The 19,172-nt window shown below is 67.8% G+C and carries 27 protein-coding genes; 19 read left to right on the top strand and 8 right to left on the bottom strand.

Annotated features, from left to right (window positions below; genetic code table 11):
* Positions 1-69 precede the first annotated feature (69 nt).
* From SNE34_RS09535 to SNE34_RS09525, 3 genes are all read left to right on the top strand, one after another.
* Positions 70-777, top strand: coding sequence for a histone H1-like repetitive region-containing protein (locus SNE34_RS09535; RefSeq protein WP_332616750.1), 708 nt, complete (start codon positions 70-72; stop codon positions 775-777).
* 98 nt (positions 778-875) lie between these two features.
* On the top strand, positions 876-1,670 hold the full coding sequence (locus SNE34_RS09530; protein WP_332616749.1) for a TSCPD domain-containing protein: 795 nt from the start codon (positions 876-878) through the stop codon (positions 1,668-1,670).
* 38 nt (positions 1,671-1,708) lie between these two features.
* Complete coding sequence (locus SNE34_RS09525; protein ID WP_332616748.1) at positions 1,709-2,248, top strand: hypothetical protein; 540 nt, start codon at positions 1,709-1,711, stop codon at positions 2,246-2,248.
* A gap of 42 nt (positions 2,249-2,290) precedes the next feature.
* Here SNE34_RS09525 and SNE34_RS09520 read toward each other — a convergent pair whose 3' ends face one another.
* Positions 2,291-2,680 (bottom strand): hypothetical protein, encoded by a 390-nt coding sequence (locus tag SNE34_RS09520; protein WP_332616747.1) that lies wholly within the window; start codon positions 2,678-2,680, stop codon positions 2,291-2,293.
* Between the two features lie 272 nt (positions 2,681-2,952).
* Here SNE34_RS09520 and SNE34_RS09515 point away from each other — a divergent pair, with 272 nt between their 5' ends.
* From SNE34_RS09515 to SNE34_RS09495, 5 genes are all read left to right on the top strand, one after another.
* Positions 2,953-3,717 (top strand): TerC family protein, encoded by a 765-nt coding sequence (locus SNE34_RS09515; RefSeq protein ID WP_332616746.1) that lies wholly within the window; start codon positions 2,953-2,955, stop codon positions 3,715-3,717.
* 101 nt (positions 3,718-3,818) lie between these two features.
* Positions 3,819-4,346 (top strand): DUF1993 domain-containing protein, encoded by a 528-nt coding sequence (locus SNE34_RS09510; protein WP_332616745.1) that lies wholly within the window; start codon positions 3,819-3,821, stop codon positions 4,344-4,346.
* Between the two features lie 132 nt (positions 4,347-4,478).
* Positions 4,479-4,856, top strand: a complete 378-nt coding sequence (locus SNE34_RS09505; protein ID WP_332616744.1) for a VOC family protein — start codon at positions 4,479-4,481, stop codon at positions 4,854-4,856.
* An 8-nt stretch (positions 4,857-4,864) separates the two neighbouring features.
* The gene (locus SNE34_RS09500) at positions 4,865-5,185 is read left to right on the top strand and encodes an NAD(P)/FAD-dependent oxidoreductase (RefSeq protein WP_332616743.1); all 321 of its coding nucleotides are present in this window, start codon (positions 4,865-4,867) and stop codon (positions 5,183-5,185) included.
* Positions 5,077-5,760, top strand: a complete 684-nt coding sequence (locus SNE34_RS09495) for an NAD(P)/FAD-dependent oxidoreductase (RefSeq protein ID WP_332616742.1) — start codon at positions 5,077-5,079, stop codon at positions 5,758-5,760. The genes SNE34_RS09500 and SNE34_RS09495 overlap by 109 nt, the downstream gene beginning before the upstream one ends.
* Here SNE34_RS09495 and SNE34_RS09490 read toward each other — a convergent pair.
* On the bottom strand, positions 5,757-7,040 hold the full coding sequence (locus tag SNE34_RS09490) for an APC family permease (RefSeq protein WP_332616852.1): 1,284 nt from the start codon (positions 7,038-7,040) through the stop codon (positions 5,757-5,759). The genes SNE34_RS09495 and SNE34_RS09490 overlap by 4 nt on opposite strands.
* A 191-nt stretch (positions 7,041-7,231) precedes the next feature.
* Entirely contained in the window at positions 7,232-7,765 is a 534-nt protein-coding gene (locus SNE34_RS09485) for a porin family protein (RefSeq protein ID WP_332616741.1), read from the bottom strand.
* Between the two features lie 245 nt (positions 7,766-8,010).
* Here SNE34_RS09485 and SNE34_RS09480 point away from each other — a divergent pair, with 245 nt between their 5' ends.
* Both SNE34_RS09480 and SNE34_RS09475 read left to right on the top strand, forming a co-directional pair.
* Positions 8,011-8,847 carry an N-acetylmuramoyl-L-alanine amidase gene (locus SNE34_RS09480; protein WP_332616740.1) on the top strand — a complete coding sequence of 279 codons (837 nt, stop codon included), beginning with the start codon at positions 8,011-8,013 and terminating at the stop codon, positions 8,845-8,847.
* 121 nt (positions 8,848-8,968) lie between these two features.
* On the top strand, positions 8,969-9,658 hold the full coding sequence (locus tag SNE34_RS09475; RefSeq protein ID WP_332616739.1) for an EF-hand domain-containing protein: 690 nt from the start codon (positions 8,969-8,971) through the stop codon (positions 9,656-9,658).
* 84 nt (positions 9,659-9,742) lie between these two features.
* Here SNE34_RS09475 and SNE34_RS09470 read toward each other — a convergent pair whose 3' ends face one another.
* The gene (locus SNE34_RS09470) at positions 9,743-10,954 is read right to left on the bottom strand and encodes a PQQ-dependent sugar dehydrogenase (RefSeq protein WP_425604501.1); all 1,212 of its coding nucleotides are present in this window, start codon (positions 10,952-10,954) and stop codon (positions 9,743-9,745) included.
* 56 nt (positions 10,955-11,010) lie between these two features.
* Positions 11,011-11,508: a hypothetical protein gene (locus SNE34_RS09465; protein ID WP_332616738.1), complete on the bottom strand. Its 498-nt coding sequence runs from the start codon at positions 11,506-11,508 to the stop codon at positions 11,011-11,013.
* A 188-nt stretch (positions 11,509-11,696) separates the two neighbouring features.
* On the opposite strand from SNE34_RS09465, the gene SNE34_RS09460 reads away from it, so the two are divergent.
* Positions 11,697-11,879 (top strand): CPXCG motif-containing cysteine-rich protein, encoded by a 183-nt coding sequence (locus tag SNE34_RS09460; protein WP_332616737.1) that lies wholly within the window; start codon positions 11,697-11,699, stop codon positions 11,877-11,879.
* Between the two features lie 93 nt (positions 11,880-11,972).
* On the opposite strand, the gene SNE34_RS09455 is transcribed toward SNE34_RS09460, so the two are convergent.
* Positions 11,973-12,134 carry a hypothetical protein gene (locus SNE34_RS09455; RefSeq protein ID WP_332616736.1) on the bottom strand — a complete coding sequence of 54 codons (162 nt, stop codon included), beginning with the start codon at positions 12,132-12,134 and terminating at the stop codon, positions 11,973-11,975.
* Between the two features lie 461 nt (positions 12,135-12,595).
* Here SNE34_RS09455 and SNE34_RS09450 point away from each other — a divergent pair, with 461 nt between their 5' ends.
* The 8 genes from SNE34_RS09450 to SNE34_RS09415 all read left to right on the top strand — a co-directional run bounded on the left by SNE34_RS09450 (position 12,596) and on the right by SNE34_RS09415 (position 17,844).
* On the top strand, positions 12,596-12,961 hold the full coding sequence (locus SNE34_RS09450; RefSeq protein ID WP_332616734.1) for an EF-hand domain-containing protein: 366 nt from the start codon (positions 12,596-12,598) through the stop codon (positions 12,959-12,961).
* Between the two features lie 103 nt (positions 12,962-13,064).
* Positions 13,065-13,814 (top strand): HAD family hydrolase, encoded by a 750-nt coding sequence (locus SNE34_RS09445; protein WP_332616733.1) that lies wholly within the window; start codon positions 13,065-13,067, stop codon positions 13,812-13,814.
* 89 nt (positions 13,815-13,903) lie between these two features.
* A complete protein-coding gene (locus SNE34_RS09440) occupies positions 13,904-14,611 on the top strand; it encodes a hypothetical protein (protein WP_332616731.1) in 708 nt (235 codons plus the stop codon).
* Between the two features lie 4 nt (positions 14,612-14,615).
* Positions 14,616-15,269 carry a helix-turn-helix transcriptional regulator gene (locus tag SNE34_RS09435; protein WP_332616730.1) on the top strand — a complete coding sequence of 218 codons (654 nt, stop codon included), beginning with the start codon at positions 14,616-14,618 and terminating at the stop codon, positions 15,267-15,269.
* 125 nt (positions 15,270-15,394) lie between these two features.
* Positions 15,395-15,871: a hypothetical protein gene (locus tag SNE34_RS09430; RefSeq protein WP_332616729.1), complete on the top strand. Its 477-nt coding sequence runs from the start codon at positions 15,395-15,397 to the stop codon at positions 15,869-15,871.
* Between the two features lie 130 nt (positions 15,872-16,001).
* Positions 16,002-16,445: a hypothetical protein gene (locus SNE34_RS09425; protein WP_425604496.1), complete on the top strand. Its 444-nt coding sequence runs from the start codon at positions 16,002-16,004 to the stop codon at positions 16,443-16,445.
* Between the two features lie 110 nt (positions 16,446-16,555).
* On the top strand, positions 16,556-17,329 hold the full coding sequence (locus SNE34_RS09420; protein ID WP_332616728.1) for a hypothetical protein: 774 nt from the start codon (positions 16,556-16,558) through the stop codon (positions 17,327-17,329).
* 23 nt (positions 17,330-17,352) lie between these two features.
* Positions 17,353-17,844 (top strand): GNAT family N-acetyltransferase, encoded by a 492-nt coding sequence (locus SNE34_RS09415; protein WP_332616727.1) that lies wholly within the window; start codon positions 17,353-17,355, stop codon positions 17,842-17,844.
* A gap of 27 nt (positions 17,845-17,871) precedes the next feature.
* On the opposite strand, the gene msrA is transcribed toward SNE34_RS09415, so the two are convergent.
* Both msrA and msrB read right to left on the bottom strand, forming a co-directional pair.
* A complete protein-coding gene (gene msrA / locus SNE34_RS09410; protein WP_332616726.1) occupies positions 17,872-18,585 on the bottom strand; it encodes a peptide-methionine (S)-S-oxide reductase MsrA in 714 nt (237 codons plus the stop codon).
* A gap of 2 nt (positions 18,586-18,587) precedes the next feature.
* Complete coding sequence (msrB, locus tag SNE34_RS09405) at positions 18,588-19,112, bottom strand: peptide-methionine (R)-S-oxide reductase MsrB (RefSeq protein ID WP_332616725.1); 525 nt, start codon at positions 19,110-19,112, stop codon at positions 18,588-18,590.
* Positions 19,113-19,172: the final 60 nt, after the last annotated feature.

The following is a 19,172-nucleotide window of genomic DNA, read 5'->3' as shown; positions in this document are numbered from 1 at the left end:
CCGCTTCGGTGACACAACGGTTTCACCGCGTTACCCGCATCGCCAACAAGACGCCCGTCAGGAGGGCACATGAGCAACGGTAATGGAGTGACGGCAACCCTTTCCCAGGCCGCCGACAGCATCAAGGAAACCGCCGGCAACATCGGCAGCAGCATTGCGTCGAGCGCCGAGGGCGCCGCCGCCACGGTCCTCAGCAGCGCCAGCCGCGTCCGCAAGGCCGCCGCCAAGAAGGTCAGCAGTACCAAGAAGAAGCTGGCCAAGGCCAGCGCCGACGGCAAGAAGGAAGCCGACAGCCTGGTCCGCAAGAGCGCGGCCAGGAAGACGGCCGCGGCCCAGAAAACTTCCGCGAAGAAGACTTCGGCGAAGAAGGCGACTGCCAAGAAGGCGACTGCCAAGAAGGCCGCGCCGAAGAAGGCAGCCGCCAAGAAGGCAGCCGCCAAGAAGGCAGCCGCCAAGAAGGTTGCGCCGAAGAAGGCTGCGACCAAGAAGGCTGCGACCAAGAAGGCTGCGACCAAGAAGGCCGCTCCGAAGAAAGTCGCTCCGAAGAAAGCCGCTTCGAAGAAGGCCGTCCGCAAGTCCGCGGCCAAGAAGGCGCCGGGGAAAAAGGTCGCGACCAAGAAGTCCGCTGCCAAGAAAGTCGCCGGCAAGAAGACTGTTGCCCGCAAGCCGGTCGGCCGGAAGGCGGCAGTGAAGAAGGCCGCGCCGAAGAAGACCGCCGTTCGCAAGGCACCGGCCAGGAAGACCGCCGCCCGCAAGACCGCGCCAACCAGGAAGTAGGTCGCGCCGCTCTCCTCCCCCTCCCGTCCGGAGGGGGCAGGACGAGGCGCCCACGAACACGCACCACCGAACAGACCAGCGAAACAGGACCAGAGCCGATGGCCGTCAAGATCGACAAGAAAATCAAGGGTTACAGCGTGGTCAGCGCCGAGGACCGGAGCAAGGCCGCCAAGGCCGACGCGGTCGCGCGCGAGGCCGCCGACGCGGCCGCCCAGCCCGGCACCAACGTGATCCAGATGCACGAGAAGATCGAGCGTCCGGAAACCCTCGTCGGCTCCACCTACAAGCTCAAGACCCCGCTGTTCGAGCACGCGCTGTACGTGACGATCAACGACATCGTGCTCAACGCCGGCAGCGAGCACGAGCAGCGCCGGCCGTTCGAGATCTTCATCAACTCCAAGAACATGGACCACTTCCAGTGGATCGTGGCGCTGACCCGGATCATGTCCGCGGTGTTCCGCAAGGGCGGCGACGTGACCTTCCTGGTCGACGAGATGAAGGCCGTGTTCGACCCCAAGGGCGGCTACTTCAAGGCCGGCGGCGTTTACATGCCCTCGCTGGTGGCCGAGCTGGGCAGCATCGTCGAGGACCACCTCAAGGCGATCGGCCTGTTGCACGACCCGGAGATGAGCGCCGAGCAGCGCGCGCTGATCGCCGAGAAGCGCGCCGCCTATGCCGCGCTCGACTCAAAAAAAAACTCTGACGTAGGCGCGGATCTGTTCGCCGAGCCGAAGGTCCGCGACACTCCGCGCAGCGAGGACGTCGAGGTCACCGGCGACGGCGCGTCGTTCCCGCCCTCGGCGACCATGTGCCACAAGTGCAGCACCAAGGCGGTGGTAATCATGGACGGCTGCGCGACGTGCCTGAATTGTGGGTATAGCAAATGCGGTTAGGGATCTGACGTCGTAGCGACCGCAAAACGGGGGTGACAATGGCAAAGTATGCGCTGTGCGTGGTCGCACTTCTGCTGGGTGGATGCGCTACCGACATGTCGCGCTTCAATGTCGAACGCGAGGCGATCTTTGTGGTGCGTGTCTTACCTACAGATCGCCAGGTTACCGTGTTCCCCGGCAGCGTCGTCGATGGTGAGTTCAAGAGCTCGCTATTCACACCGGCCCGTTTTACTGGCATGCCAGCCGCCGGATACGTTGTCGGCAAGGCCAAGGCCGGCGAGACCATCGCCATCACGACTCTCGGCAACCGTTGGGTATGTGCCGATGGCAGCACCGTGGTGTTCCAGCTGGATGCTGGCGAGGTCGCTTATGTTGGTGATGTCGTCTACGAGCCCACCGAAGAAAGCTTCAAGGTCGTAGAGCACGAGATGCAACTCGAGGCCGCGCGCGAGTTCATGGGACGCTGGCATCCGCAATGGGTCGGACGACTGGGGCCGATCGAGCATCAAGTCCTGCCGGCCCCGCCCGGCGAATGTCCGACCCCAGGGCCCACCTATATCTACATTCCCGTCGGATAGCGCCTGGCTTTTCGACCTGCACCAGCGCATCCGCGGCGAGAATCAGACGACGGCGGCCGAACGGCTGCGACGCGAAGCTATTTCAGCGTAACTCGGATCGGCGAGACGACCCGGGAACCGCTGTTCCATCGCGTGTCCCGACCACTGCACCGCGAGGATCGCCGAGCACATGTCGGTGGCCGCCTGCGGGAATGCGCCGTGATTGCCCAGGAGCGATTTGGCGACCTTGGCCATCGAGCCGGCAGTGTCGAGGAAGCCGCGCAGGTCGGCGTGATAGCCGGCGATCGAGTCGTCCCGGAGCGTGCGGCCTCCGCTCTCGATGCGCGCGCCGGTGACGACGATGTCGGCCGCATTGCGGTTGCTGAAGCGCAGCTCGTTGCTGCTGGCGGGGCCGTGGCGTTCGCGTGCAATCGGTCGCCCAACTTGTGGCATGAACGCAAACAACCGCGACCCGCGTGCATGGCCCCTCGTGCATGCTAGGATCGCCGCCGAAGGGGAGTAGCTCCCAAGCGCTGTCGCCGTCATTACGAGCATCAAAGCTCCGGTGCAGCAGCAGGCCCGTCCGTCCATGAACGGGGGCCTGCGAGCAAGACCTTCCCGTTCCACGGCGAAGGCGCGTCTGTTCGATGCATCTGGCCATGGCCCTGTTCCCGGCGCACTCATGCGCTGCGGGACGCTGCGCAATACCTATCGAAGAGACCCTCATGGAAGCCCTGGCCAACCCCGAAATCTGGATCGCACTCGCCACCCTGACCGCACTGGAACTGGTACTCGGGATCGACAACATCATTTTCATCTCGATCCTCGCCGGCAAGCTGCCGCCGGAGCAGCGCGACGTCGCCCGCCGCGTCGGCATCACCCTGGCGGCCGTCACCCGCCTCGGGCTGTTATTGGCGATCGCCTGGATCATCGGCCTCACCGCGCCGCTGTTCTCGCTGTTCGGCCACGCGTTCTCCTGGCGCGACCTGATCCTGATCGGCGGCGGCCTGTTCCTGATCGGCAAGGCGACGCACGAGATCCACCAGAAGCTGGAGGGCGCCACCGAGCACGTCACCGCCGGCGCCGCGACCGCCACGTTCGCCAGCGTGATCGCGCAGATCATGGTGCTCGACATCGTATTCTCGCTCGATTCGATCATCACCGCCGTCGGCATGGTCGACGAGCGCTGGGTCATGGTCACCGCGATCCTGATCTCGATTGGCTTCATGCTGGCGTTCGCCAAGCCGATCGGCGATTTCGTCGAGCGCCACCCGACGGTCAAGGTGCTCGCCCTGAGCTTCCTGATCATGATCGGCCTGGTGCTCATCGCCGATGGCTTTGGCCAGCACATCCCGAAAGGCTACATCTATGCCGCGATGGCGTTCTCGGTGTTCGTGGAAGTGATCAACCTGTGGATCCGCCGCCGTTCGAACACACCGGTCGCGCCGGTCGCGCTGCACGAGAAGTATTCGGATGACGGGTCTGCATGACCCATCGGTCGCGCTGTCGGGACACGTCGTCCCGCCAGCGCGACTACCGCGAGGCCGATGGCAGGGCTAGCCTGTGGCACCCCCACTTCCGGAGCCCTGCCATGGCCAGCGCCGTCTCGATGTATTCCGCCTCGATCCCCGGTTTCATCCGGGCCCTCAATGGCCTGGCGCACGTGCTGGGGCTCGGCGAGGCGCATGCACGCGGGGACGGCATCGCCCCCGATGCGCTGCTGCAGTTGCGCCTGATCGAGGACATGCATCCGCTGGCGCGGCAGGTGCAGATCGCCACCGACATGGCCCGCAACGGTGCCTCGCGACTGGCCGGCCGGGAGGTGGTGTCGGTGATCGACGACGAGACGACCCTCGGCCAGTTGCAGGCACGGATCGCGCGGACGATCGCCCACCTCGAGGCGTTCGCGCCGAGCCAGTTCGACGGTTCCGAATCGCGCCCGGTCACGGTCAGGGTCGGCGACGGCACGATGGATTTCTACGGCCACGACTACCTGTTCGGCTTCGTGCTGCCCAACCTGTATTTCCACGTGACCACCGCCTACGCGATCCTGCGCCAGGCCGGCGTGCCGCTGGGCAAGCCGGACTTCTTCGGCCGGTCGATGCCGACACGGAGCTGAGCGGGGACGCGGTCCACCGAAGGAATCGTGCCTCGCCGTTTCGTGCCGCGCCGTTAACAGGTGGCTGGCGAGACTGCAGACGCGCCACAAGTTCGCCCAATCGGCCGGGCAGGCGCGCTGGAGGGCACCACAATGTTGGCAGACACCAATGCCGTCGCGAACATCGCCGTCCGCGACCTCGACGTCGCACGCAGGTTCTACGAAGGCACGCTGGGGATGACCCCGGTCGGCCGCGAGGGCGACGACGTGGTCGCCTATGGCAGCGGCGACTCGGAGTTCTTCGTGTACCGCTCGGACTTCGCCGGAACCAACCAGGCCACCGCGATGACCTGGGTGGTCGGCGACGGGCTCGACGACGTGGTGCGGGCGCTGCGCGACAAGGGCGTGGCGTTCGAGCACTACGAGATGCCGGACATGACGCTGGAGGGCGACGTCCACGTCAGCGGCGACCTGCGGGTCGCATGGTTCAAGGACCCCGACGGCAACATCCTCAACGTGGTCAACGGCTGACCGCGCGGATGCGGGAGCCACTGGACTGCGCCATCATCGGCGGCGGCCCCGGCGGGTTGACCGCCGCGGTCTACCTCGCCCGGTACCGGCGCTCGGCCGTCCTGCTGGATGCCGGCGACAGCCGCGCGCGGTGGATTCCGGAAAGCCACAACTGCCCGGGTTTTCCGTCGGGTGTCGGCGGCCGCGACTACCTCGCGCGCTTGACCGTGCAGGCGCGGTCATGCGGTGCGCGGATCGAATCCGATGCCATCAAATCGATCGAACCGACCCGCGACGGCGGTGCCTTCGTGCTCACGGCAAGCGGGACGAGTTCAGCGCACGCAAAGTGATCCTTGCGACCGGTTGCCAGGACGTGATGCCCGACTTGGCCGGGTTGGAGGACGCGGTGGGTTGCGGCGCGATCCGGCTGTGCCCGGTGTGCGACGGCTACGAGGCCATCGACCACGACATCGCGGTCCATGGACCGTTGGCGTCGGCGGCCGACCACGCCGTGTTCATCCGCACGTTCTCGCGACGCGTTGCGGTCGTTCCCACCGACGACAGCACCGATGCGGCGACCCGCGCGCGCCTGGCCGATGCGGGGATCGCCATCACCGGGGTCGGCCGGGAGTTGTCGTTCGATGGCTCGCGCTGCAGCTTCCTGATCGAGGGCCAACGGCGGCCGTTCGACGTCGTCTACTCGATGCTCGGGACGCGGCAGAACTCCGGGCTGGCCATCTCGCTGGGCGCGGCAACCGACGAGGAAGGCGCGCTGCGGGTGGACCGCGACCAGATGACCAGCGTGCCGGGCCTGTATGCCATCGGCGACGTGGTCAGCGCGCTGAACCAGATCGCGGTGGCGACCGGTCATGCCGCGATTGCTGCGACCCATGTCCACAACGCGCTGCCGACGAACCTCGCCTAGGCGCTGGCGACCGGCTTGCGCCGGAACCGGTAGATCACCGCGCCGATCAGCAGCGCGATCGCGCCGGCGATGAGGTTCTCGATCTTCGCGCTGGCCAGCAAACCGATCGACAGCAGCAATGCGACCACCGGGATCAGCGGCCCGCCCGGCAGCTGCATCGCCCCGGGCTGGTTGCCGTAGCGCTTGTGCAGCACCAGCACCGACACCGTGGTGCCGATGTAGGTGAACAGCCGCGCGACCACCGACAGCAATGCCAACTGCACGAACGAACCCGACAGCGCCAGCACCAGCGAAAACGCGCCGAGGGTGAGGATCGCCACGGTCGGCGTGCGGAAGCGCGGGTGGATCGACGCCAGCGCACGCGGTCCGTAGCCGTCCATCGCCAACGCATGCAGGTAACGCGGCCCGAGCATGATGGTGTTGCTGTTGGTGCCGAGGATCGACACCGTCGCCCCGACCGTCAGCACCAGCGCCAGCCAGCCGCCGCCGAAGCGCGCCGCGGCGTCGGCCAGCGGCGTGGCCGACTCGGCCAGCCCCGGCAGCGTGCCCAGCGCGACCCACTGCACCGCGAAGTAGACCGCGGTGACGGTGGCGATCATCGACAGCAGCGCGAACGGCACATCGCGGCGCGGGTTGCGGTACTCGCCGGCGGCGGCCGGCAGGTTCTCGAAGCCGGCGTAGGCGAACAGCAGCAGCAACGCCGCCTGGCCGAGGTCGCCCAGCGGCAGGTCGAACACCGAGCCCGCCGCCAGCGGCGCCGCCATTGCGGTGTCGACGAACATCGCGCCGATGCCGATGAACATCAGCAGCGGCACCAGCTTGGCGATCGCCAGGAACACGCCGGTACGCGCGGCGGCACGCACGCCGACCACGTTGACGCCGACCAGGAAGGCCAGCGAACCGACCACGATCGCGATCCGGATCGCGCCGCTGGCGGCGCTCGGCCAGAAATGGGTGACCGCCTCGGCCAGACCGTTGCTGAGCGCGGCGGCGCTGGCAATGCGGGTCAGGAACAGCATCCAGCCGACCTCGAAGCCGACGAACGGGCCGAACGCCTCGCGCGTGTAGAGGTAGCCGCCGCCCGGATCGTCGAAGTAGCTCGATGCCTGGGCGTAACACAGCACCAGCAGGCTGACGGCGACGCCGGCGAGCAACACCGCCCACAGGCTGGATGGGCCGAGCAGCGCGGCGGCCGCGGCCGGCAGCAGGTAGATGCCGCTGCCGATGACGTCGTTGATCGCCAGCCCGAACAATTGCCAGCGGCTGACCGCGCGGACCATGCCGGGCTCGCCGGCGGGGACGGGTGCGGGCGCGACGGGCGCGGTGGAAGACGTCGATGGGCTCACGCATGTTCCCCGGGCGGATGGCTGCGGGCCAGATTGCATGATCGGGCGGCCAGCGTCCAACCATCCAGAAAAAAGCCGCCGGACGGGCCGGCGGCTTCGGGTTGCAACACCGTTGCGGCGCGCGATCAGAAATCGAAGCGCAGCGCCAACTGGGCCAGGTCGACTTCGCTGTCGTCGATCTCGAAACGGCTGTACTCGCCACGCAGCGCGACGTTGTCGGTGAAGCGGTACTGCAGGCCGAGGCCGTAGGTCGGGTCGTTGCCGCTGTCGTCGGCAAGCAGGCCGGGGACCGAGGCGTCGACGTTCCAGTCGTTGATGCCGGCCTTGGCGTAGCCGGAGAAGCTGTCGGTGAACGGCACGGTGCCGACCGCGACCAGGTAGGCCGCGTCACCTTCCAGCTTCGGGCCGGCCGAGCCGAGCGGCTCGATCTCGCCGAAGTCGGCGTAGCCGGCTTCCAGGCCGAAGTAGCGGTTGAACTGATAGCCACCGAACGCCGAGAACGCGGTGTCCTCGTCGTCCAGCGCGCCGTCGTCGATCATCGCCTGGCCGGCGCCGGCGCCGACGTAGAAGCCGGGACGCTCGTCGGCCTGCGCGCCGAGCGCGACGGCACCGAGGGCGACGGCAAGGATGCTGCGGGTAAGGATGTTGCGCTTGCTCATGTTGGACTCCTGCTTCGGACATCGCGACGTGGGGGAGGGTGCTGCGATGTTCGTGCAACGGGCCCCGGCGACATGCCTGGACAGCCGTTGCTGCAGACAAGACGTGGGGTCGCGATCGCGCCCGCAAAGGCCGGGATGCGGGGACGCAGCGTCCCGCGACTGGAACATTCGGTGCGGCCTGCAGACTCTGCCGGTTTCGCTTACGGTGTGCCCAACTCGACAGTCGGTCCGAAATCCGGGTGACCATGAAGCCATTGCCTCTCGCCATCGCCGCGTTGCTGATTGCCGTGTTGTCCGGTTGCGCGAGTACCCTGCCGCGCAACCCGTTGGCGCAGTGGCATGCCTCGCCCAATTTCCAACCGAGGCGACCGCGGGTGATCGTGCTGCACCACACCGCGATGGACAGTGCGCAGGCGGCATTGCGCGTGCTGCAAACCGAAAACTCGGGTGGCCCGGTCAGCTCGCACTACCTGATCGGCGACGACGGCCGGCTGTACCAGCTGGTATCCGAGCAATCGCGCGCCTGGCACGCCGGCGGCAGCCGCTGGGCCGGCATCAGCGACCTCAACTCGACCTCGATCGGGATCGAACTCGACAACAACGGCCACGAGCCTTTCAGCGAGGCGCAACTGCAATCGCTGCTGGTGCTGCTGGCGGACGTCAGCGCGCGCAACGGCATCCAGCCGCACCTGGTGATCGGCCATGGCGACATCGCGCCGACCAAGAAGGACGACCCCAGCGTGCTGTTCCCGTGGCAACGGCTGGCCGACGCCGGCTTCGGGCTGTGGCCGCGCGACATTCGCGCCGCGCCGCCGCCGGGCTTCGACCCGTGGGCGGCGTTGCGCCTGGTCGGCTACGACCTGCGCGACCCGGCCGCCGCGTTGGCCGCATTCCACAGGCACTTCCGCGGCAGCGAAGAGCGGACGTGGCAGCCGGGCGATGCGGAGATCCTGTACGACCTGCAACAGCAGTTGATGGAGTTGCCGACGACCGCGACCAAACCCGCGCAGGACGATGCTGCGTCGCGACATCCGGCGCCGGCCGCCGGCGATTTCCCGCCGATGAACAGCCCGGTTCGATAAGCCGCCGCCATGGCGTGATGAAGCTTGCGTTATCCCGTGCGATCGTCACCGCGCGTACAGCCGCCATGGGCGAAATGTGCGCTTACCACGCGCGCCCGCGCGGGCCGTACAGGAGACACCCATGAACACCCGCAACCGCAATCTCCTGGTGGTCGCACTGGCGACTGCCCTGGCCGCGCCGATCGCGGCCGCCAATGGCGCGGACGGCGCCACTCCGCTGGCGTCGGCGCAGAGCGAGACCACCCAGAGCGAACTCGACGAAGCCGAAGCCACCGAAGCACTGCCGCCGCAGGTCAACCCGACCGAAGCCGGCGAACAGGAACTCGATCCGCGCGCGCCGCCGGTCGATGACGCCCAGGATCCGGTCGGCGAGGACCAGTTGGGCGAAGACTCGCTGAGCGAGGACCCGATGGATACGGTTCCGCCGCCGCCGATGCAATCGCAGGACCCGATGCCGCCGGCTGATCCCGCCGATCCGGCCGAGGTCGCCCGCGATCCCCGCTGGGCCGAACTGGATGCCAACGGCGATGGGCGGATCGACGCCCAGGAAGGCGCTGCCGATGCCGACTTCAATGCCGGTTTCGCGATGATGGACGGCGACGGCGACGGCTTCGTCACCGAGGCCGAGTTCCGCGCGCATGCGCAGCACGACGGCATGCAGCACGACATGGATCGCGGCACGGATGACGACGACGGCATGAAGGACATGGACGATGACGCCATGGACGACGACATGGACGACACCATGGATGCGAGCGATCCGGTGGACGATGCCACCGACGACGGCATCGACGATCCGGTCGACGGCTGAGTCGCGATCCAAGATCTACGCATTGGGAGCACCGGTACCACGGCGCCGGTGCTCCATCTCGATCGGGGGTGCCGCGGCCGCCGCTCAGGCGGGTGGAGTCAGCCGCAGCAGCCGTGCGTCGTCGCCGTCTTCCAGCAACCAGATATCGCCATCGGGTCCCTGCTCGACTTCGCGGATGCGCTCATCCATCTCGAAGCGTTCGGCCTCGCGCGCGCCGTCCCCCTCGAATTCCACCCGCACCAGCGCCTGCCCGGACAGTGCGCCGATCAGCGCGTCGCCGCGCCATTCGGGGAAGCTGGCACCGTCGTAGATCACCAGTCCCGCCGGCGAGATCACCGGGGTCCAGCCGACCACCGGGGCGATGAATTCCGGGCGGGTGTCATGGTCGGGAATGGGGCGGCCGTCGTAGTGGTCGCCGTTCGACACGATCGGGTAGCCGTAGTTGCCGCCGCGCTCGACCCGGTTGAGTTCGTCGCCGCCGCTGGGACCCATCTCGTGGTTCCACAACTGCCCGTCGGCATCGAAGGCCAGCCCCAGCGGGTTGCGATGGCCGAGCGACCAGATCTGCGCGGTGACGTCATTCGCTTCGGCATCACCGGCGCCGGCGGCCTGATCGACGAACGGATTGTCGGCCGGCACGCTGCCGTCGGCGTTGAGGCGGATGATCTTGCCGAGGTTGGACTGCATGTCTTGTGCGGGGTCGAACTTCTGTCGTTCGCCCGAGCTGATCCACAGGTAGCCGTCGGGGCCGAAGGCGAGGCGATGGCCGTAGTGGCCGCGACCCTTGACCTTGGGCACCTGTCGCCAGATCACCTGCAGGTCCGACAGCTTGCCGCCGCCGTTCTTGTCGAGCGTCAAGGTGGCGCGCGCGACCGCGGCGCCGCGGGTGTCGCCTTCGCCGGCCTCGGCGTAGCTCAGGTAGACCATCCGGTTGTCGGCGAAATCCGGATGCGCGATGACGTCGCCGAGGCCGCCCTGGCCGCCGTAGTCGACCGCCGGCACGCCGCTGATCTCGCTGACCTTCGGCGTGCCGGATGCGTCCAGGACTAGCCGCTTGAGCGTGCCACCGCGTTCGGTCACCAGCAGCTCGCCCGAGGGCAGGAAGGTCATCGCCCAGGGTTCGTCGAAACTGGCGACCTCGGCGATCGCGAACGGCTTGCCGTCGGCCGCGGCGGTGGTTTCGGCGGGCACCTGCGGCATGGCGGCGACGTTGGCCTCGCCGTTGCCGGGACTGCAGGCGCACAGCAGGGCGACGCACGCGCTTCCCAGCAGGCGCGACGAGCGCCGGTTCAACATCGCACGGTTCAACGTCCGGTGGTTCAACACGACCCAGTTCTTCATGGCAACCCGACTCACGACATGGCCTTGGTGGCCTCGAACGGTAACGGTGCGGCCCCTGCGCTGACAATGCGCGGTTCGGCCGCGGTCAGCAGTTCCTTGTCGCCATCGACCACCACCAGGATGTTGCCGGCCTCGATCTCGTCGTGGAACTTGCGACGGATCGGATCCGGCAATGACGAGCCGACCAGCGCCGAGGCCCAGCAGCCGACCACCGCGCCGGCGACGGTCGCGGCGGCGGCGCCGGCAATGGTGACCCCCAGCGGCGGGATCGCCACCGCGACCAGACCGGCGACCAGGCCCGCGCCGGCGCCGTAACCAGCGCCACGCACGGCGGCCGGCATCAGGTCGGTGTCGGCTTCCTTGCGTTCGTTGGGAATCGAATCGACCTCGATGTCCGAGCGCGCCACCAGCAGGATGTCGTCGTCGGGGATCCCGGCCGCCCGCGCCGCATCCATCGCGGCCTCGGCGGAAGGCAGGTCGGGCGTGCTGAATACGTGTCGCAGCTTCATGGGCTCGCTCCTAGCATCGAGGCGGTCGACGATGCCGGCGACGGTCGACGGAGTTGCGCGGCGGCGTCTGCATTCAGCTTTGCGCCAGAGCGGTTATTCAGGCGTGATGAGGCACGGCACCACGTTCACCCCCACGACGCTAGCGTCGAACCCGGCCTGAGACCGGTCCTCGCGCCCAGGAGGTTCCAATGCTGCCCGGCGTCAGCGTGCAATGCCCCTACTGCGGCGAAACCATCGAACTGCTGGTCGACGATTCGGTCGACCAGCAGCACTACGTCGAGGATTGCCCCGTCTGTTGCCGGCCGATCGAGGTCACCGTGGCGCTGGAGGCGGACGGGCCGCGGCTGCAGGTGGCGGCGGACTCGGACTAGCCAAGGTGCAGGCTTCACTGGCCGGACTGCACTCCGTCGCCACCACATGGAAGAAGGGCGCCGTGATGGCGCCCTTCCTCGTCTGCCGCCCGCTCAGTGCTGACGCGGGGTCTTGTTGGTGTCCTGCTGGCGTTGGCCCGTAGCGGGTTTCGGCTGTTCCTTCTGACGGTCCTTCGCACCGGCCTGCTGGCTCCGGGTCTGATCCTGGCCGGGTTCCTTCTGACCTGGCTTCTGGTTTTGCTGGTCGTGACGCATGAAGTGACTCCTAGCTCAATGATCCGGCGCGACGGCTGTCGACCGGTTGCGTTTCCGCAAGACGAAGGTGCGCCGCGATCGGTTAGCGGCGCGGGCAATAAACGTGAAAAGGAGCGAAAGCGGCCACGACCGATGAACCGTTCATCGGGGCCGCCTGCCTGAGCAAATCCCAAGTGCGCGTGAAGGTTGCGTTCGCGTTCATTCTCCCGACGCCGCCGAGGCGGGCGATTTCGCCGCGCGGGTCACGGTTTAGCGGATGTTCGCGCCACGCCTAGCGGGATCGGCAGACGCGCGGGTTAAACCAACGTTGTCGTAACGATTGCCAGCCGGAAATCGTTCATGCCGCCCCCGGCAAGGTGCGGGTCGTGCGGAATCGACCCTCCCCCAATCGTCCGTGCAGCAACACTCCTTGCAACCCTTTCCGCCGGTTCCATCGGAACCGGCATTCCAGGAGAAACCCCATGAACAAGCTTTCCCGCAGCACGCTCGCCTTTGCCTTCGTCGCTTCGCTGGCCGCCCCGCTGGCATTCGCCCAGGACGCCAGCACCGATGTCGGCACCGATGTCGGCACCGACGCCGCCGCGCAGGCCGCGCCGACCGAGCAGATGGCCGACCCGGCCGCCGCCGCCCCGCAGGCGCTGAGCTGGAACGATGTCGATGCCGACAAGGACGGCGCCCTGAGCCAGGCCGAAGCCGGCTCGGTGCCGGAACTGGTCACCGTGTTCGCCGACGCCGACGCCGACGCCGACGGCTCGCTGACCGCCGATGAGTACCAGGCCTATGTCGCGAAGGTCCAGGCCGAGGGTTCGGCCGGCAGCGGCGGCTGATCAATCAACCACGCCGAAGGATCGGACCAGAGGACAGGAAAAGGGCGGCCGGTCGGTCGCCCTTTTTCTTTGCGCGTGCATGGGTGCCCGGCATACTGCGCCGATGGACGACACAGAGCGAATCGCGATGGTCGGCTTCGACGCCGACGACACCCTGTGGCGCAGCCAAGACTATTTCGACGCCGCCCAGCTGGAGTTTGAACGCCTGCTGGCGCCCTACGTCGACCTCGCCGACAGTCGCGCGCAGCAGCGGCTGTACGAAGTCGAGAGCCGCAACATCGCGGTGTTCGGCTACGGCGTCAAAGGCATGGTGCTGTCGATGATCGAGGCCGCGGTCGAGCTGACCGACGCCCGCATCAGCGCCAGTGACCTGCACCGCATCGTTGGCCTCGGCAAGGAATTGCTGCGCCATCCGGTCGAGTTGCTGCCGGGCATCCGCGAGGCGGTCGAGGCGATCGCCCGCGACTTCGAAATCGTGCTGATCACCAAGGGCGACCTGTTCCACCAGGAAGCCAAGGTCCGCGACTGCGGCCTCGCGGACCTGTTCCGCCGGATCGAGATCGTCAGCGAGAAGGACAGCGCGACCTACGCCCGCCTGCTGGCCGAATTCGAGCTGCCGGCGCGGCGCTTCGTGATGATCGGCAACTCGCTGCGTTCCGACATCGCCCCGGTGCTGGCGCTGGGCGGGTGGGGCATCCATGTGCCGTACCACACCACCTGGGCGCACGAGAACGCGGTCGAGATCGACGCCGGCTCGCCGCGGCTGCGGACGGTCAGCGCGGCCGACCAACTGCCGGCGGCGATGGCCGAACTGGCCCGGGTCGCCGCTGGCGGGGTCGCTGGGACGTCGTAATAATAGCTTTACACATGGCTGCTTTGAGTTATGGTGGAGGCCGCACAGACTGATGCCGCCGCACATTCGCGGTGTCACCGGATTTCGCCATGAAAACCCTCACGCTTGCGCTCGCGGCGAGCCTTGCCACCAGTCTCGCCCTCGCCACCGCCGCCTGCGACGCACAGTCGCCGACCGACCCGGCCGCGACCACGCCGGCGACCACACCGGCCCATGCTCCGGCATCCGCGCATGCCGCCAACAGCACTGCCGCCACGCCCGCGGCGCCAAAGCTGCAGGCCGACCTGCGCGCGCTGTGGAACGACCACGTGGTCCAGACCCGCGCCTACGCGATGGCGGTGAACGCCGGCGACAGCGGCGCCGCCGCCGAGGCGGCCGATGGCGTGGTCGCCAATGCCAAGACCCTGTCCGGCGCGGTCGCCGGTTTCTATGGCGAGGCCGCCGGCGAGCGGATGATGGAACTGCTGGGCGGCCATTGGGGGGCGGTGAAGGCGATGACCGACAGCGGCCATGCCGACGACGCGGCCGCCAGCCAGGCGGCGATGACCACGCTGCTGGCCAACGCCGACGAGATCGCCGCGTTCCTGTCGGGCGCCAACCCGAACCTGCCCGCGGACGCGGTGCGCGGCCTGCTGGTCGCCCACGGCGCCCACCACGCCGCGCAGATCAAGCAGATCATGGCCGGCGACATGGCGGCCGAGGTCGAGACCTGGGCGGCGATGCAGGCGCACATGGACGTGATTGCCGATGCGCTGGCCGGCGCGATCGCCAAGCAGTTCCCGGACAAGGTCGCCTGACCGCATGGGCCGCCTGCGCCAATTCGGGAGCAGCCGGCAGAAGCTGCTGCGCGTGTTGTTGCAGGCGCCGCAGGGGAGCACGGTCGGACAGATCTGCGACGCCTTGCGGCTGACCCACAACGCGGTGAGGCAACACCTCGCCGCGTTGATTTCGATGGGGCTGGTCGCGCACGGCCACAGCCGCGCTACCGGCGGCCGACCGCAGGCGTGCTACCTGCTGACCGCGGCCGGTCGCGACCTGTTTCCGCGCAATTACGATTTGATCGCCGGCAAGGTGATCGAGCATCTGCTCGCGAGCGCCGGCCCGGCGAAGGTGCAGGAGTTGCTCGCCGTGATGGGCCGCGAACTCGGCAGTGCCGCGGCCGCGGCGACGGTCGACGGCGGCGATGCCGGCGACGACGCGGTCGCCATCTCGCTGGCGGATCAACTCGAGGCGCTCGGCTACGAGGCCCAAGCCGTGCGCCACGGCGACGAGTTGCAGGTGGAAGCGCACAACTGCGTGTTCCATGCACTCGCGCAGCAGCATCCGGAGGTCTGCCACTTCGACCTGGCGTTCATGCAGGCCGCCAGCGGCCGGCCGATCCAGCACATGGAATGCCTGGTGCGCGGTGGCCGCGCATGCAGGTTCCGGATCGGGCCCAGGCAGCTTCCGGAATGAACGGGCGATATACCGTTTCGCCGCAACCGGCGCTTGCGGGGATTCGTTAAAAACCCGTTCACCCGGGCCGCCGCAGTGTAGGGGTGTGCCTGCAATCTCGCGGGCCTGGAAGAAGGAGAAGTGCCATGGCCCTGCTGTCCCGCTTGCTCGCTCCCGTCGTATTCGCTGCCGGACTCGGCATGGCGGCGCTGTCGCCGATGCCGGCCCAAGCGCAAAGTGGCGACGACCTGGTCCGCGTGCTGGTCGACGTCGCCGACGTGATGTTCCGCAGTGGCGCGCCGTACTACCGCCACGGCAACTACGGCCACGACGATCGCCTGATCGTGGTGCGCGACCGTTACGGCCGGCCGGTGTATTACCGCCAGGTGCGGCGTGGCCATGACGGCTACGACCGCCATCGGAACTACGGCCAGTACCGCAGCCAGCAGGTTCGCAGCCGCAAGTGCAACAAGCACGGCAAATGCAAGGTGACCTACTACGATCCGCGGCATGACCGCGACCGTTACAGCCATTACGACCGCCATGACCGCAACGACCGCTACCGCTGGCAGGCGCGTCAGTGGCGCGACCGCGACGACGACCGTGACTGGGATGACGACTGATCGCACCGGCCGCGCCTGATCGACCCGACGGCACCGCTACCGCGGTGCCGTCGTCGTTTGCGCATCGCAGCATGGGCTGCCGACGGATCGGGTAGCCTTCGCCTCCGGTACCCCAACACGAGCCGACCGCATGAACCTCCGCCCGACCCTGCTGATCCCCGCGCTGGCCGCCGGCCTGCTCGCCGTTGCCGCCATGCCTGCCCACGCGGCCGGACCAATCGATTGCAAGCTGCGCTTCGACCTGTCGGGCTGGTCGGTGTTCTACAAGACCGGCAAAGGCAGCGGCACGGTCAGTTGCGACAACGGCCAGAGCATGCCGGTGCAGATCCGCACCAAGGGCGGCGGCCTGAGTTTCGGCAAGACCGAGATCAAGGACGGCACCGGCGAGTTCTCCGGCCTGTACCGGATCGAGGACGTGCTCGGCACCTACGCCACTGCCGAAGCGCATGCCAGCGCCGGTACCGCGACCAAGGCCCAGGTAATGACCAAGGGCGACGTCTCGCTGGCGCTGGCTGGCAAGGGCGAGGGCTGGAGTGTCGGCGTGGCCTTCGGCAAGTTCGTGATCGAGCGCTGAGCGCCGACGCCGGCTGAACGGGCGCGGCCGGATTACGGACGGGTTCACCGCCGCGCCCCGACCATGCTCGTGTAGCCGGCTCCGTCCGGCCTGTTAACCGGAGATCGACGATGCCCCTCAAGCCACGGATATTCGCGCTCGCCGCCGCGGTGGCCGCATTGACCGGCGTCCCGGCGTTTGCCCAGGACTTCAGCTTCGGCTGGAACCCGCGTAGCGGCGATGTCTGGGTCGACTCCCAACTCAGCGATGTCAACCGCTACGGCAGCCGCTACCGGCAACCGTTCGTCGACGAAATGGTGCGCTACTACGGCGCTCCGCGTGACTTGGTGAGCAGCCTGCTGGTCGAGCGTCACTGGGCCCCGGGCGATGTCTACTACGCCTGCGCCATCGCACAGATCCTCGGCCGCCCGTGCCGCTACGTGGTCGACATCTGGGAGCGCGACCACGAGCAGGGTTGGGGCAACGTCGCCAAACAGTTGGGAATCAAGCCCGGCTCGGACGAGTTCCATCGGCTCAAGCGCGGTTTCGTCTCGACCTACGACCGCTGGGCGCGGCCGATCCGGATCGACGAGGACCTGTACCCGCATTACCCCGACCGCGCCCGCGCGATACGCGCCGAGGCTGCGGCCGAGCGCGCGCCTAGCCATACCGCGGGCCATGGCAAGCGTGGCAAGGGCGAGGACAACCGCGCCGGCAAGGGCAGCAACGACCGCAAGGGCAGCGACGCCAACAAGGGCAATGGCCGGAACAAGGGCAACAGCAAGAGCAACAACAAGAGCAACAACAAGAGCGACAACAAGAGCGACAACAAGAGCGACAACAAGAGCGACAACAAGAGCGACAACAAGAGCGACAACAAGAGCGACAAGGGCGACAAGGGCTAGTTCGCGCGGCATATCATGCGGCCATGAATCCACACGCCGCTCCGTTTCGCATCGTCGATTTCGACCCGCGCTGGCGCGCCGACTTCGCCCGACTCAACCTCGAATGGTTGCAACGCTGGTTCGTGGTCGAGCCGGTCGACCACCAGGTCCTGCACGACCCGGAAACCCACCTGCTCGCCGACGGCGGCCGGGTGCTGTTCGCCGTCGATGCCGATGACCGCGCGGTCGGTACCGTCGCACTCAAGCGCGAAGCGGCGGGTGTCTACGAACTGACCAAGATGGTGGTGGAGCCGCGAATGCGCGGCGCCGGCATCGGCCGATTGCTGATGCAGGGCGCGCTCGATGCGTTCGTCGCGCTCGATGGGCGCGAGCTGTTCCTGGAGTCCAGCCTCAAGCTCGGGCCGGCGTTGAAGCTCTACGAGAGCGTCGGCTTCGTCCACCACCCGGCACCGCGTCCGGGTTCGCACTACGCCCGCGCCGACGTCTACATGGTGTGGCAGCCGACCGGCGGTTGACGGTCACGGGCCGGCCGGACACGGCCTTCAGTCGGCGCTGCCCCAGAGTTCCTCGAGCCGCCCGTCGCGACCGCAGCTGAAGCGGTAGTACTTGTAGCGAATGGGGTTCTTCTCGTAGTAGTCCTGATGGTAACCCTCGGCCGGGTAGAACGTGGTTGCGGTGGCGATTTCGGTGGCGATCGGGCGCTCGAAACGCCCCGAGGCCTGCCACTTGCGCTTGCTCGCCTCGGCCAGTTGCCGCTGTTTTTCGCCGATGGTGAAGATCGCGCTGCGGTACTGGTCGCCGACATCGCAGAACTGGCGGTCGACCGCGACCGGGTCGATGTTGCGCCAGAACACCTGCAACAGTTTTTCGTAGCTGACCTGGCGCGGGTCGTATTTGACCTGCACCGCTTCGGCGTGGCCGGTGCCACCGGCGGAGACCTGCTCGTAGGTCGGGTTGGCGACGTGGCCGCCGATGTAGCCCGAGGTGGTGGAAACCACGCCGGGCAACTTGTCGAACGGCGGCTCCATGCACCAGAAGCAGCCGCCGGCGAACACCGCCGTCGCGGTGTCGGTCGCGCCGGTCGCAGGTGTCTTTGCCGCGCTGGTCGTGCTGGTTTGCGCCTTGGTGTCGGGCGCGGCGTCGCCGCCGGACTGGGCGCAGGCACCCAGCGCGGTCAGCAACGGCAACACGCCGAACACGGCGGCGCGGCGCAACGACTGCGCACGCGATCGGATGGAAGGGTGGGAAGTGCGCATGGTCAACCTCGCAGTGCGGGAAGGGATTGGCCGCGTGGCACGAAGCGCAGCGCCAGGCCGTTATTGCACCAGCGTTCGCCGCGCGGCGGCGGGCCGTCGTTGAACACGTGGCCCTGGTGTCCGCCGCAGCGCGCACAGTGGTACTCGGTGCGTGGGATCAGCAGCACCAGGTCGCGCTTGGTGCCCATCGCGCCTGCGATCGGCCGGGTGAAGCTGGGCCAGCCGGTGCCACTGTCGAACTTGTGCTTGCTGTCGAACAGCGGCAGGTAGCACGCCGCGCAGACGAAGCTGCCGTCGCGCTTCTCGTCGTCCAGCGGACTGCTGAACGCCGGCTCGGTGTTCTCCTCGAACAGCACCTCGAACGCCGCCTCACTGACCTTGTCGCGCCAGAACGCGTCGGGATGGTCGAGCGCGACCACCGGCGCGCTGCCGGCCTTCGCGGGCGGCGCCGGGGTCTGCGAGCAGGCCGGCAGCCACGGTAGCGCCAATGCGGCGCCCAGCCCCTGCAATACGCTGCGTCGGTTCATGCCTGTCTCCGGTAGTGGGCAACGGGATGTGTTGTCGGTTGTTGGACGCCTGCTACGCGG

The organism is Novilysobacter erysipheiresistens, from assembly GCF_036663935.1.
GTDB classification, from domain to species: Bacteria; Pseudomonadota; Gammaproteobacteria; order Xanthomonadales; family Xanthomonadaceae; genus Novilysobacter; species Novilysobacter erysipheiresistens.
This window is presented reverse-complemented; position numbering and strand designations above follow the sequence as displayed.

Excerpts from the sequence above, each read along its gene's own strand:
- SNE34_RS09460 (WP_332616737.1), top strand. The coding sequence starts at position 11,697 with ATGCTGCCCGGCGTCAGCGTGCAATGCCCCTACTGCGGCGAAACCATC.
- SNE34_RS09510 (WP_332616745.1), top strand. The coding sequence starts at position 3,819 with ATGGCCAGCGCCGTCTCGATGTATTCCGCCTCGATCCCCGGTTTCATC.
- SNE34_RS09430 (WP_332616729.1), top strand. The coding sequence starts at position 15,395 with ATGGCCCTGCTGTCCCGCTTGCTCGCTCCCGTCGTATTCGCTGCCGGA.
- SNE34_RS09440 (WP_332616731.1), top strand. The coding sequence starts at position 13,904 with ATGAAAACCCTCACGCTTGCGCTCGCGGCGAGCCTTGCCACCAGTCTC.
- SNE34_RS09475 (WP_332616739.1), top strand. The coding sequence starts at position 8,969 with ATGAACACCCGCAACCGCAATCTCCTGGTGGTCGCACTGGCGACTGCC.
- SNE34_RS09465 (WP_332616738.1), bottom strand. The coding sequence starts at position 11,508 with ATGAAGCTGCGACACGTATTCAGCACGCCCGACCTGCCTTCCGCCGAG.
- SNE34_RS09480 (WP_332616740.1), top strand. The coding sequence starts at position 8,011 with ATGAAGCCATTGCCTCTCGCCATCGCCGCGTTGCTGATTGCCGTGTTG.
- SNE34_RS09470 (WP_425604501.1), bottom strand. The coding sequence starts at position 10,954 with ATGTTGAACCGGCGCTCGTCGCGCCTGCTGGGAAGCGCGTGCGTCGCC.
- SNE34_RS09495 (WP_332616742.1), top strand. The coding sequence starts at position 5,077 with ATGCGGTGCGCGGATCGAATCCGATGCCATCAAATCGATCGAACCGAC.
- SNE34_RS09425 (WP_425604496.1), top strand. The coding sequence starts at position 16,002 with ATGAACCTCCGCCCGACCCTGCTGATCCCCGCGCTGGCCGCCGGCCTG.
- SNE34_RS09500 (WP_332616743.1), top strand. The coding sequence starts at position 4,865 with ATGCGGGAGCCACTGGACTGCGCCATCATCGGCGGCGGCCCCGGCGGG.
- SNE34_RS09530 (WP_332616749.1), top strand. The coding sequence starts at position 876 with ATGGCCGTCAAGATCGACAAGAAAATCAAGGGTTACAGCGTGGTCAGC.
- SNE34_RS09520 (WP_332616747.1), bottom strand. The coding sequence starts at position 2,680 with ATGCCACAAGTTGGGCGACCGATTGCACGCGAACGCCACGGCCCCGCC.
- SNE34_RS09535 (WP_332616750.1), top strand. The coding sequence starts at position 70 with ATGAGCAACGGTAATGGAGTGACGGCAACCCTTTCCCAGGCCGCCGAC.
- msrA (WP_332616726.1), bottom strand. The coding sequence starts at position 18,585 with ATGCGCACTTCCCACCCTTCCATCCGATCGCGTGCGCAGTCGTTGCGC.
- SNE34_RS09450 (WP_332616734.1), top strand. The coding sequence starts at position 12,596 with ATGAACAAGCTTTCCCGCAGCACGCTCGCCTTTGCCTTCGTCGCTTCG.
- SNE34_RS09435 (WP_332616730.1), top strand. The coding sequence starts at position 14,616 with ATGGGCCGCCTGCGCCAATTCGGGAGCAGCCGGCAGAAGCTGCTGCGC.
- SNE34_RS09420 (WP_332616728.1), top strand. The coding sequence starts at position 16,556 with ATGCCCCTCAAGCCACGGATATTCGCGCTCGCCGCCGCGGTGGCCGCA.
- SNE34_RS09455 (WP_332616736.1), bottom strand. The coding sequence starts at position 12,134 with ATGCGTCACGACCAGCAAAACCAGAAGCCAGGTCAGAAGGAACCCGGC.
- SNE34_RS09445 (WP_332616733.1), top strand. The coding sequence starts at position 13,065 with ATGGACGACACAGAGCGAATCGCGATGGTCGGCTTCGACGCCGACGAC.
- SNE34_RS09415 (WP_332616727.1), top strand. The coding sequence starts at position 17,353 with ATGAATCCACACGCCGCTCCGTTTCGCATCGTCGATTTCGACCCGCGC.
- SNE34_RS09485 (WP_332616741.1), bottom strand. The coding sequence starts at position 7,765 with ATGAGCAAGCGCAACATCCTTACCCGCAGCATCCTTGCCGTCGCCCTC.
- SNE34_RS09505 (WP_332616744.1), top strand. The coding sequence starts at position 4,479 with ATGTTGGCAGACACCAATGCCGTCGCGAACATCGCCGTCCGCGACCTC.
- SNE34_RS09515 (WP_332616746.1), top strand. The coding sequence starts at position 2,953 with ATGGAAGCCCTGGCCAACCCCGAAATCTGGATCGCACTCGCCACCCTG.
- SNE34_RS09525 (WP_332616748.1), top strand. The coding sequence starts at position 1,709 with ATGGCAAAGTATGCGCTGTGCGTGGTCGCACTTCTGCTGGGTGGATGC.
- SNE34_RS09490 (WP_332616852.1), bottom strand. The coding sequence starts at position 7,040 with ATGGTCCGCGCGGTCAGCCGCTGGCAATTGTTCGGGCTGGCGATCAAC.
- msrB (WP_332616725.1), bottom strand. The coding sequence starts at position 19,112 with ATGAACCGACGCAGCGTATTGCAGGGGCTGGGCGCCGCATTGGCGCTA.